The organism is uncultured Ruegeria sp. (assembly GCF_947489545.1).
In the GTDB taxonomy this organism is placed as follows: Bacteria; Pseudomonadota; Alphaproteobacteria; order Rhodobacterales; family Rhodobacteraceae; genus Ruegeria.
The window spans coordinates 344,989-357,460 of record NZ_CANLDZ010000001.1; the positions used below are offsets into that span (position 1 = coordinate 344,989).

Consider the following 12,472-nt stretch of genomic DNA (forward strand, 5'->3'; position numbering starts at 1 on the left):
TGGCGGTCAAACAGAAGATGAACAGCGCAGATTTGCTGGATGCACTATACCGATTGCTCCTGCAGCGAGGGAAACCCGAAAGCATTCGTTCGGACAATGGCTCACCCAAGGAGCCACGAAGGCGTTTGTGTTGAATGCGAAGACAAGCAAACTACTAGGTCATTGCATCAGCAAGCATATATGGCGGGCGGCGTCAGCCCCCGGAACGAAATTGGCAAGCCCGTCACTCGGTGCGGCTGTCACACATGACTGAAGCGCGCAACGAAGCGCCGATTCGCGCGATTACTCCGGTGGCCACTTTCGGGGCGCCCAACCTGTAGCAAGAGCAATCAGACCCTATGATTTACTCTTGCGGGCAATGCTCCGACTCCTCGTGAATTAGTTTCGAATGCTCAGTGACCAAATCAGCTATCTCTGGCCGGCAAGAACCGCAGTTCGTTCCAGCCTTAAGAGCATCTCCGATATCGTTCACACTGATCAAACGCTTGTCGTGAACAGCGCGGATGATGGTTCTTAGCCCGACCCCGAAACACGAACAGACGATTGGTCCACAGTCTTCCGAAGCCGCAGATGAACGGCCGGACAAAATCTGCTGGGGCGCGACCTCGGGTAAGGTTGCCAAGTAGTCTCGCATCAGTGTGATGGGTTTTCGGGATACGAAGAGCACCGCCAATAAGCGCCGCCCTTCCGACAGCGCAATTCTGTACGATCCACTCTTTGAATCTTCTACAGAAGTTGCCACGGCATTGTTTAATCCGAACCACTCTCGGGCAGTGCTTTCCCAGTCGTCGATGACGTGTTTCCCGGCCAACTCCATCCTGTATCCTTTGGCCGCTCTGGTGGTTGCCCAATAGTCTGCCTTAGGCGAGGCAGCAGCAACCGAAACGGCAAAACCGTACCAAGCGGCATTCATACGTCGTACAGAAACTGGTGTTGCCTTACTTTCCGGCTGTCCGGAAATCGGATCGGTCACACTTGGAACAAGCGCGTCCACACGGGCTGCTGGGGACGTTTCGCCCGTCCAGTGAATAGGCGCAAATACCTGACCCGGGGCGATAGCTTCCGTGATGCGAAGCCGAAAGATGCCGCTTCCGACTGAACTGCTAATTTCGACCAAATCGGCATTACCAAGACCCAGTCGATCAACGTCCTTCGGGTTAATCTCCACATAAGGCTCGGCAAGATGGGCCGATAGACGAGGCGACAAGCCAGACCGGGTCATAGTGTGCCACTGATCCCGATTCCGCCCTGTGTTCAATAGGAAAGGGTATCGTTCAGAGATTTCTGCCTCGGGTGGCCTGTGGGCGACAGGAATAAAACGCGCTTTGCCATCTGGATGGAAAAACTGCCCGTCGCCAAAGAAACGCCCGTCTTTAGTGCGCGATGTCGTTGGCCACCGTGTCGGGCTCAGCGCCTCATAGTCTTCTTCATCAATGTCTGAAAACCCTACAATGTCGAAGTCCTTGCCAAACAACACGGCAAGGGAGGTCATGTTTGCGTATTCTCGAAAAATCTGCGCCGGAGACTCATAGCTGAAAGCCTTTTTCCATCCCATGCGGCGACCCACCTCGGCCAGGATATGCCAGTCCGCGCGCGCTTGTCCCGGGGGTGTCAGCACAGCGCGTTGTCTGCTGATCGTGCGGTCGGAATTGGTTACTGTACCGCTTTTTTCGCCCCAACCCGCAGCTGGCAGCAATACGTCTGCGATGCGAGCGGTGTCTGTCTGAGCAGTCAGGTCGCTTACAACTGTGAATGGGCAGTTTTCGATAGCAGCTTTCACTCTGTCTGCATCTGGCATGGTGACTGCTGGATTGGTGTGGATGACCCAAAGCGCCTTGATCTGGCCGCGTTCGACGGCGCGAAACAGATCAACTGCTTTGAACCCCGGCTTCTTCGGCATCTTGGGCGCCTTCCAGAAATCCCGGACGGCTGCACTGTGGGTTTCGTTTTCGATATCCAAATGGCAGGCGAGCATATTGGCCAAGCCGCCCACCTCTCGACCGCCCATCGCGTTTGGCTGACCTGTGACTGAGAACGGCCCCATCCCTGCGCGCCCGATCCGACCGGTGGCTAAATGGCAATTCAGGATCGCGTTGACCTTGTCGGTTCCGCTTGAGGATTGGTTCACACCCTGACTAAAGATCGTAACAACCCGCTCGGTACCAATCCACAGATCGCAAAACGCCTCAATCTCATCAGGGCTAAGCCCCGTCTCATCGGGATCGTCAAGCTGTGCCAGCTCAAGGGTCTCAGTGAACCCAACGCTGCGATCCAGAAAATCCGCTGCCACATGCCCAGTTTGGTGAATTCTGGCTAACAAACGGTTGAACAGCGCCACGTCGCTGCCCGGCTGCAGTGCCAAATGCAGGTCGGCTTGATCGCAGCTAGCTGTTCGGCGTGGGTCTACAACCACAATCTTTGTACCGCGCGCCTGACGCGCCGCAATGACCCGCTGATAGAGAACGGGATGACACCAAGCGAGGTTCGAGCCAACCAATACAACCAAATCCGCCTGGTCTAGATCCTCATAGGTTCCGGGCACTGTGTCCGTCCCGAAGGCCCGTTTGTGCCCGGCCACGGTTGAGGCCATACAAAGCCGCGAGTTGGTGTCGATATTCGCCGAACCCATGAATCCTTTCATAAGCTTGTTGGCGACATAGTAATCCTCGGTCAGCAACTGGCCCGAGACGTAGAAGGCCACACTGTCCGACCCGTGCTCATCTATAGCGGCTGAGAACCGATCCGCGACCAGTTGCAACGCATTGTCCCAGCTGGTGTCCTGGCCAAAGGTGCGAGGAGACAGCAATCGCTTTTCCAGCCCAATCGTTTCGCCCAACGCTAAGCCCTTCGAGCACAAGCGCCCGTAATTCGCCGGGTGGTCCGGATCACCGCGTACCGCCAACCCTCCGGCCCCATCGTGACGCAACAGGACCCCGCAGCCGACACCGCAATAGGCACAAGTCGAGCGGACCTCAGGCAGGCCGGTTCCATCCATCAGGCCGCGCTCCGCCGGGTAACCGCACTATCGTCCAGCAGGATACGACCGTCTTCGAGACGCACTGGATAGGTGTTGATCCGACCTTCATCAGCGCCCTGCGCCTCACCCGTGTTCAGTTCAAAAACCCAGTTGTGCAGCGGGCAAGTGACCGACTGGCCATGCACGATACCTTCGGACAGAGGCCCGCCCTTGTGCGGGCAGCTATTGGTGGCGGCATAGACTTCCGTCTCGGCGGTGCGGAAGACGGCGATACAACCTATATGGGTTTTCACCAGGCGTGCGCCACGCAACGGCACCTCGTCGATATGTCCGATGTCGATCCAGCTCATTCCGCGGCCTCCAGTGTGAAATCTGCGATCGGCCCGTAGGTCTGCGCCTTCTCCCGCACATGTTCGGCCCAGGGATCCTTGCGGTAGATACTTTGGGACAGCTCGAACCGGGCGACCAAGGCGTCGCGGTTTTCAAGATCATCGACGACCTGAACTTTGACCCAGTCCATGCCGACCTTCCCCAGCCATTTATAAAGGCGGTCCAGATACTTACCGCCTTCTCGGTAAGCCTGGGTGACTGCCATAACGACTTCGATCGCTTCATCTTCTGTGGACACCTGGCATAGTGTTTCAGTCTCTTTCACATCCATACCCGCGGCCCCGCCGATGCTGATCTGATAGCCGGAGTCGACACAGACCACGCAGATATCCTTGCAGGTCGCCTCGGCACAATTCCGGGGGCAGCCCGAGACAGCCAGCTTGAGTTTGTGCGGTGTCCAAGACCCCCAGAGAATCTTCTCAAGTTTGATGCCGAGCCCCGTGCTGTCTTGGGTCCCAAACCTGCAATGATCAGTGCCAACGCAGGTTTTTACTGTGCGCAACCCCTTGGAATAGGCATGACCTGAGACCAACCCCGCCTTGTTTAGATCCGACCAGATTAAGGGCAGGTCCTCGCCCTTCACCCCCAACAAGTCGATACGTTGGCCACCGGTCACTTTGACTGTTGGCACGTCGTATTTGTCCGCCGCATCGGCAATCGCTCGCAACTCCTCGGGCGTGGTGATCCCGCCCCACATGCGTGGCACAACGCTGAATGTGCCATCCTTCTGTATGTTGGCGTGTTTGCGTTCGTTCACGAAGCGGCTTTGCGGATCGTCCTGATACTCCAGAGGCCAATCCGCCAGCAGGTAATAGTTGATCGCCGGACGGCAGACGTGGCAGCCGTTGGGCGTGTTCCAGCCCAGTTCCTGCCAGACAGCGGCCTGGCTTTTTAGTTCCTGTCCCTTGATCAATCGACGCACATCCTCGTGCGTCAGGTCTGTACAGCCGCAGATCGACTGCGCGGTCGGCATCTCGAACCCGTCGCCCAGAGTGACCTGCAGCAATTGCTCGACCAGACCGGTACACGTCCCGCAAGATGCGCTGGCCTTGGTGCTAGCACGCACTGCGCCCAGATCACCGGCACCCGCGCTTATCGCCTCTACAATATCGCCCTTGCATACGCCGTTGCAGCCGCAAATCTCCGCCTCAGGCGGCAATGCTGCAACGGCTGAGAGAGGGTCCGCAGTATCGCCCCCCTGGTAGGCCGGGCCGAAGATCAGAGTTTCGCGCATTTCATCAATGTTGGTGCCGTCCTTGATCAGGCCGAAAAACCAACTGCCATCGGCGGTATCGCCATACATGACTGCGCCGATCAGACAGTCCTCTTCAATCACGAGTCGTTTGTAGACCCCGCGCGAAGGATCACGGAACACGATATCTTCGCGTCCTGGTCCATCCGCAAAATCGCCCGCGCTAAACAGGTCACAGCCGGTGACTTTCAACTTGGTCGATAGGCTTTTCTGGACGAAGGAAGCTTCCTCGTCCAAAATCGCCTGCCCCGCCACTTTTGCCTGATCATAAAGCGGCGCGACAAGGCCGAAGACCTCCCCATTATGCTCAACACATTCCCCGACGGCGTAGATGTCCGGGTCCGAGGTCAGCATCTGGTCATCGACATGGATACCGCGCCCGATGGCCAGACCAGTGTCCTGTGCCAGCGCCGTATTCGGGCGGATGCCCACAGCCATGACCAGCAGGTCACAGGGCAGCTCGGTTCCGTCATCCAGCAGCAGCGCGCGGACTTTTCCGCTCCGCCCAAGGATCTCCTTTGAGTTCGCCTGCAGGCAGATCTTAATGCCTTTGTCTTCCAGCGATTTCTTCAGCAGGTAGCCTGCGGCTTCGTCCAACTGGCGCTCCATCAAGTGGCCCATGATGTGCACTATGGTCACGTCAACACCGTGCGCGGCCATACCTGCCGCCGCCTCAAGCCCCAGCAGACCGCCGCCAATCACGACAACCTTGTTGTCGGGACCCATGTCCATCATTTGTTGGGTATCTTCCAGGTCGCGATAAACGATCACGCCCTCAAGATCGTGACCGGGCAGCGGGATGATGAAAGGATTCGACCCGGTCGCGACAACGAGTTTGTCATAGGGCACATGCCCGTTCGCGCCCTCTACCACCTTCATCTCGCGATCGATCTTTTCCACTTTCTCGCCAAAACGGCAGGCGATGCCGCGCTCGGCATACCAGGCGTCATCATGGGTGACTATCTCTTCATAGGACTTCTCACCCGACAGCACCGGACTCAGCATGATGCGGTTATAGTTTCCGCGTGGCTCGGCGTTGAAAAGGGTGATATCGAACGCGTCAGGGGCAGAGGCGGTCAGGTGTTCTAACACCCTTCCCGAGGCCATGCCTGCACCTATGACAACAAGTCTTTGTTTCATGGTTTTACTCCGCTGCAATAGCTTTTGGGGCAGGAGATTTCGGCTTGGCGCCGTGTTCGTATTCTTCCAGGAAATCGAGGACTTCCTGCCGATAGGCGTAGTAATCCGGATGCTCCAGCAGGGCCTTGCGGGTGCGCGGACGCGGCAGGTCGACTTTGGTGATCTTGCCGATCGTCGCCTGCGGGCCGTTGGTCATCATCACCACACGGTCGGCCAGCAGGATCGCCTCGTCCACATCATGGGTCACACAGATTGCGGTGACCTTAGTGCGGGACCAGACCTCCATCAGGACTTCCTGCAATTCCCAGCGTGTGAGGCTGTCGAGCATTCCGAACGGTTCATCCAGCAGCAGCAGTTTGGGCGACAGGGCAAAAGCGCGGGCAATACCGACGCGTTGCTTCATACCGTTCGAGAGATCCGAGGCAGATTTGTCCATCGCATCGGCCAGTCCGACGCGTTCCAGATAGTACTCCACCACGTCCTGCCGCTCGGCGATGCTTGCCTTGGGATAGACCTTGTCGACGCCAATCGCGACGTTCTCCTTGGCGGTCAGCCAGGGGAACAGGTTGGGCGATTGGAACACCACAGCGCGTTCCGGGTCGGCGCCTTCGACGTGACGGCCATCCAGCTTGATCGCGCCTTTCGAGATATCGTTCAGACCCGCAGCCATAGTCAGAACCGTGGATTTGCCGCAGCCCGAATGCCCGATCAGCGAGATGAACTCACCCTTGTCGATTCTCAGGTCGAAATCCTCAACCACGGTCAGCGGACCTTTGGGCGTTGGATAGACCTTGTGCAGTTGCGAGAAGTCGAGGAACCGGTTCTCGATCAGCCCCTTCTGCGCCTCAGCCACCGCAGTCGGCACACCATGGATCGGCGTCACATCCGGCAGGATGCGCGAACCTTCAACTTTGGCCTCAATGCCTACATCCATCAAGTATTTGGTGACGTCCGCGCGCAAGTGTTTGAAGGTCTCGTCATTGTTCATGGCCCCGCGGTCGCGCGGGCGGGGAATCGAGACGCGGAATTCCTGCCCCAGCGTCCCATCTGGGTTCAGGGCAATGATGCGGTCAGCCAGAATGATCGCCTCATCTACGTCATTGGTGATGAGGACACAGGTTTTCTTGTCGGCTTCCCAGATATGTTCGATCTCATCTGCCAGATTGGCGCGGGTCAGTGCGTCAAGCGCCGACAGAGGTTCATCCAACAGCAAAACCTCGGGGTTCATCGACAAGGCGCGCGCCACATTAACCCGCTGGCGCATCCCGCCGGACAATTCCGCCGGGCGGCGCATCGCGGCGTGGCTCAGGCCCACCATTTTCACATAATGCGCGACCTTCGCGGCCTTGTCAGCCTTGTTGAGACCGGGAAAGACCGTATCGACAGCGAGCCCCACATTGCCGCTGACCGTTAGCCATGGCATCAGCGAGTAGTTCTGGAAGATCACACCACGTTCCGGCCCCGGTCCCTTGATCGGGGCATCCTTGAATGTGACCTCGCCGCCGGTTGGGTTATCCAGCCCCGCCAGCAGGTTGATCAGGGTGGTTTTCCCGGTGCCGGAAAAGCCGAGGATGACCAGAAACTCACCCTCCTGCACCTCCAGATTGATGTCTTTCAAGACATCGGTCCGCGCGATGCAGTCGCCAAAGGATTTCGAGGCGTTTTGGAAGCTCAAAATGCTCATCGCGCTCACCGGTTGTTGGTAAAGGTAAAGAGGGATTGCAGCGCGTACATCACCCGATCCAGCAAGAAGCCGATGACGCCGATGGTGAAGACGGCAACCATGATCTTGGCCAGAGAGCTGGAGGAGCCATTCTGGAACTCATCCCAGACGAACTTCCCCAAACCGGGGTTCTGCGCCAGCATTTCGGCCGCGATCAGAACCATCCATCCGACGCCAAGCGACAGGCGCAGGCCGGTGAAGATCAACGGTAGCGCCGACGGTAGAACCAGCTTGGTGATCTTGGTATAGGTGTTCATTTTCAACACCTTGGACACGTTCACCAAATCCTTGTCGATGGACGCCACACCCAGCGCGGTGTTGATCAGCGTGGGCCACAGCGAACACAGGGTCACGGTAATGGCCGAGATCAGAAAGGATTTGGCGAACCAGCCGTCATTAGTGACATAAACGGCCGAGACGATCATGGTCACGATCGGCAGCCATGCCAGAGGTGAGACCGGTTTGAAGATCTGGATCAGCGGGTTTAGGGCGGCATTTGCGGTCGGAGACAAGCCAGCAGCGATACCAAGCGGAACCGCGATCACAGTGGCGATCAAAAACCCGAAGAACACGGTTTTGATCGAGGTCCAGATTTGTTGGTAGTACGTCGGAGCCCCGGTGAAGGCGACATTTTTCACCTTCTCGGGCTGGCCTGCGTCAATGAATTTCTGATTGCGCTTCTCGACCATTGCCTCGAACTTGGCTCGCTTGGCCGCTTTGGCCTTTGCGTCTTTGTTCAGGCTTACCATTTCCCCCCAAACCTGAGCCGGTCCGGGAACCGCGCCCAGAGAGGTCTGCACCTTGGGTGCCAACGTACCCCATAGCAACAAAAAGGCGCAGATAGACAGTAGCGGAATGATCAGCAACCGCCAGATCTCGGTCATCTGAGCGCGGGGATTGTCTCCGGCGGCGGCCTTCAGAACGGGTGTGGCCCAACTGAGGCCCAGTACCTGAAACCATTTATCGGCTGCGTTGATGCGAGTGAAAAGGCGGGCGCGACGCTGTTGCCGCGCGACGTCTGTGTTGAATTCGGGATCGACCGTTGTCATCTTTTGTGTCCTTGCGATGGCGGGGCACCTTGGAGTCCACACCCGACATCAGCCGGGTGTGGCGTTTCGGGATTAGCCTTGTACGTCCGAGCCAACGATCTTCTGGTCGCCCTTCAGACCAATAGACAGGCTTTCGAGATAGGCGTTGGGGGTGCGACCGTCATAGGCGATACCGTCGATGATATCCTCTGACGGGGTCGGCGCTTTGTAGCCGTCACTGTTCCAAGGGAAGTCGTCGTCATTCGCCAGGCCTTCGTCGACCAGCAAGCGCGCGGCTTCCAGATAGATCTCGGGCTTGTAGACTGACTTGGCGATCTCGTGGTACCAGCTGTCTGGCTTGGAGTCGGGGATCTGGCCCCAGCGACGCATCTGGGTCAGGTACCAGATAGCGTCCGAGTAGAACGGGTAGGTCGCGTGATAGCGGAAGAACACGTTGAAATCCGGAACGTCACGTTTGTCGCCCTTTTCGTATTCGAAAGTCCCGGTCATCGAGTTGGCGATAACATCGTAATCCGCGCCGACATATTCCGGGCGGCTGAGGATTTCGACCGCTTCCGGACGGTTGGCATTTTCGTTTTCATCCAGCCACTGCGCCGCGCGGATCAGCGCCTTGGTCACGGCCAAGGTGGTGTTCGGGTATTCCTCGGCGAATTCGGCAGTGATGCCAAAAACCTTTTCGGGGTTGTTCTTCCAAAGTTCATAGTCGGTGATGACCGGAACGCCGATGCCCTTGAACACCGCTTGCTGGTTCCAGGGCTCACCCACGCAGTAGCCATAGATTGTGCCTGCCTCCAAAGTGGCGGGCATCTGCGGCGGTGGCGTCACCGACAGGAAAACATCCGCTCCGATCTGACCGGTGACGTTTTCGGGGCTATAGTAGCCAGGGTGCAGGCCACCAGCGGCCAGCCAGTAGCGTAGTTCGTAGTTATGGGTCGAAACCGGGAAGACCATGCCCATGTTGAAGGGCTTGCCTTCAGATTTGTATTTCTCAACAACTGGAGCGAGCGCCTCGGCACTAATCGGGTGCTGCGGACGGCCGTCATCCATCACAGGGATGTTCGGCTTCATCTCTTCCCAGATTTCGTTGGACACGGTGATGCCATTGCCATTCAGGTCCATCGAAAACGGAGTGATAATATGGGCTTCCGTCCCGTACCCGATGGTCGCCGCTAAGGGTTGCCCGGCCAGCATATGCGCGCCATCCAACTGACCATCGATCACACCGTCCAGCAACACCTTCCAGTTGGCTTGTGCTTCCAGCGTGACGAACAGGCCTTCATCAAGGAAGTATCCTTGCTCGTAGGCCACAGCCAGCGGTGCCATGTCTGTCAACTTGATAAAGCCAAAGGTTAGTTCGTCTTTCTCCAGTTCCAACTCAGCAAATGCAGGAGAAACAAACGATGTCGTCGCTGCCAGGCTCAAAAGTAGCTTTTTCATCTCGATCCCTTTCGGTTCAGCCCAACCCCATGGGCAAACAAAAAAGCCGCCGACACAGTCCGCCGGGAGGAGGTGGCGGATGGTCGAGCGGCTTTGCTCTTGATAGGTGCCCTGGATTGTGGGCGAATTCCGTCGGTAAGCGTCGTTGCCTGCCGATTAGACGATTAAGCCCGTCAGACGTCGGGACGTCATCAGTTTTTGCCATTTCGTCGTGAGAAATTCTGCACCGCAGCAAACTTTAATGCTGCGGTGCAAAAAAATTGTGCAATCTCACCCGGTCGGCTCGAAAACGCGCCGGTCGAAAAACACGTTTCGAGGCAGAATCAGACTGCCATTGGTCGACGCGACCGCGGTCGACTCGGTCAATGCACCTTCCAGCTTCTCGGATGCACCGGGTGTTTCAACGCCAAGGCTCTGCAATTCGCGACGATACAGATCGCTGCGAAAGACTTTGGCTGCCTGACGTTCCGCAATACCAGCGTCCAACCCGTTTCGTATCGCAAGTTGATGCGCGACCCACTTCGCCTGACTACGCCATGGAAAGGTGGCGGCTCCGTCGAAGAACTCGACAAACCCCTCCACATGGCGCTGCTCTCCAAGCCCGGAAATCGTGAAGTCGCCCATAAGAGCGCGGTCGATCAACTCGGGCGAGACATTCAGGTAGGCTTTGCGCGACAGCATCTCAGATGCGGTTGTCCGGCTTTCTGGGTTAGACAGCCACCGACCCGCGCGCCAGACCGTTCGCATAAGGCTGCCCAACAGGTGGGGCTCGGTTTCGGCCCAGCCGTTTCGGACGGCTAGCACCTTCTCCGGCGCACAGGTCCAGATTGCGCGACCCGGCAGGAGCAACGTACCGACACCGTCGTCTACGGCAACGGAACCCCAAGGCTCACCCACGCAGAAGGCATCGATCTCACCGGTCGCAAGTGCCTGCGCCATCAATGGCGGTGGTACGGTGCGAATTTCGACCTGTTTCGAAGCAAGTTCGGTTCCTGCTACCCAATAACGTAGCAATTCGACATGCATCGAAAACGGGAAAGGCACCCCGAAGACAAGAACGTCGCTGGCAGCCTTGGCCAAGCCAGCGCCTGCCGCTTCGGCATCCTTAAAATCGAAGCCATATCCCAAATCGGCTAGCCGTCCCGCCAGATTGGTGCCAACACCAATCACGTTGCCATTCAGGGATAGGACGGACACCGCGGAAAGCGGTGTCGCGATGCCGCCCAAACCCAAGGCCATCGCCACAGGGATCGGAGAAAGCAAATGCGCTGCATCGACATGGCCAAAGGCCAACATATCGCGCAGTGATGACCACGAAGGAGCTGGCTGCAGGTCCAGCGAGATGCCCTCGGCATGGTCGAACCCCATCTCGCGCGCGACGATCAACGGGGCCGCATCGACCAGCGGCATATAGGCGACGGGTAAGGTAACGGTTCTCACGATAGCAACCCCGAAGCTGTCACTAAGGCTTCGGCTACATCCGCGACGCGCCGGTTCTGGTTCATCGCTGTTTTGCGCAGCAGGGCGTAGGCCTCATCCTCCTGAAAGCCTTTTGCTTTCATTATCAGTCCCTTGGCCCGGTCGATCAGCTTACGCTCTTCCAGTGCGCGGCGCGTTTCTTCCAATTCAACGCGCATCTGACGCAGCATCTGAAACCGTGCGATCGCGATATCCATAACGGGTTTGATCCGATCGGCCTGAAGACCGTCGACGACGTATGCGGACATGCCTGCCTCAACTGCTGCCTTGGCCAATCCGCCAGCCGCACTGGATACAAACATTGCCACAGGGCGTTCCATTGGGCCCGAAGCAACGGTCAATTCTTCCAGCATATCGCGCGATGGATTGTCTATATCAATCAGAACAATGTCCGGGCTGTGCGTCGCAATCTGACGTGCTAGCCCTGAGACATTACCGATTACAAAGACGTCTACATCTCCGGACTCTTTTAAGGCATCTACAATCGCGAAAGCGTGTTCTTGATTTTGCTCGACTACAACGACAGTCAGGTGTTGTTTCATGCGAACTCAATTGAGCCCAAGCTTTGTTGATGACAATTCGAAAGCCATCAAACTCTCTGTCAGGCTACGGGTTCGCCCAATTTAACAGCGGTTATTTTGATCTAGCAGAATGATTGCACAGTTTTTTTGCATGCCATCAAAGAAAATTGCTTTGAGCCTGGTCTCCGAGCATAGGATCGAGTTTTTGGCTCATACATCTGACGTTCACCTTGGGTCACGAAGGACCAATACCATTCCCATCGGCAACGCGAAGTCGCATCTCGCTTGGGGAGCCCGTAGTTGTCGCAGTGCTGAATTTCGCTAGCAGTGGGGGCGGCCATTGTCGCAAGTCCGATTGGGCAACTCGACCCACGCGAACCCGAACCTGCGTGCGAATGTCGGATTTCCGCCGATTCTGTCAAAAAACAACGTGTTGCTGGCAGGTTGAAAACACACGGGGGACTCAGGCCCTAAGAAGACATTTTCAGAACCTGGGCTGCTGAG

Annotated in this window: 8 protein-coding genes; all 8 read right to left on the reverse strand. The window is 57.2% G+C overall.

What is annotated here, in order from left to right:
- Nucleotides 1-343: 343 nt before the first annotated feature.
- The 8 genes from Q1B13_RS01660 to Q1B13_RS01695 all read right to left on the reverse strand — a co-directional run bounded on the left by Q1B13_RS01660 (nt 344) and on the right by Q1B13_RS01695 (nt 11,989).
- Nucleotides 344-2,995 (reverse strand): nitrate reductase, encoded by a 2,652-nt coding sequence (locus Q1B13_RS01660; protein WP_299077398.1) that lies wholly within the window; start codon nt 2,993-2,995, stop codon nt 344-346.
- Entirely contained in the window at nt 2,995-3,327 is a 333-nt protein-coding gene (nirD, locus tag Q1B13_RS01665) for a nitrite reductase small subunit NirD (protein ID WP_299077401.1), read from the reverse strand. Before nirD ends, Q1B13_RS01660 begins: the two co-directional genes overlap by 1 nt.
- Entirely contained in the window at nt 3,324-5,759 is a 2,436-nt protein-coding gene (nirB, locus tag Q1B13_RS01670; protein WP_299077404.1) for a nitrite reductase large subunit NirB, read from the reverse strand. Before nirB ends, nirD begins: the two co-directional genes overlap by 4 nt.
- A 4-nt stretch (nt 5,760-5,763) precedes the next feature.
- On the reverse strand, nt 5,764-7,443 hold the full coding sequence (locus Q1B13_RS01675) for an ABC transporter ATP-binding protein (RefSeq protein WP_299077407.1): 1,680 nt from the start codon (nt 7,441-7,443) through the stop codon (nt 5,764-5,766).
- Between the two features lie 5 nt (nt 7,444-7,448).
- Nucleotides 7,449-8,531, reverse strand: coding sequence for an ABC transporter permease (locus Q1B13_RS01680; RefSeq protein WP_299077409.1), 1,083 nt, complete (start codon nt 8,529-8,531; stop codon nt 7,449-7,451).
- Between the two features lie 72 nt (nt 8,532-8,603).
- Nucleotides 8,604-9,968: a CmpA/NrtA family ABC transporter substrate-binding protein gene (locus Q1B13_RS01685; protein WP_299077412.1), complete on the reverse strand. Its 1,365-nt coding sequence runs from the start codon at nt 9,966-9,968 to the stop codon at nt 8,604-8,606.
- A 270-nt stretch (nt 9,969-10,238) separates the two neighbouring features.
- Complete coding sequence (locus tag Q1B13_RS01690; protein WP_299077415.1) at nt 10,239-11,408, reverse strand: CmpA/NrtA family ABC transporter substrate-binding protein; 1,170 nt, start codon at nt 11,406-11,408, stop codon at nt 10,239-10,241.
- Nucleotides 11,405-11,989 (reverse strand): ANTAR domain-containing response regulator, encoded by a 585-nt coding sequence (locus tag Q1B13_RS01695; protein ID WP_298933981.1) that lies wholly within the window; start codon nt 11,987-11,989, stop codon nt 11,405-11,407. The genes Q1B13_RS01690 and Q1B13_RS01695 overlap by 4 nt, the downstream gene beginning before the upstream one ends.
- Between the last annotated feature and the right edge of the window lie 483 nt (nt 11,990-12,472).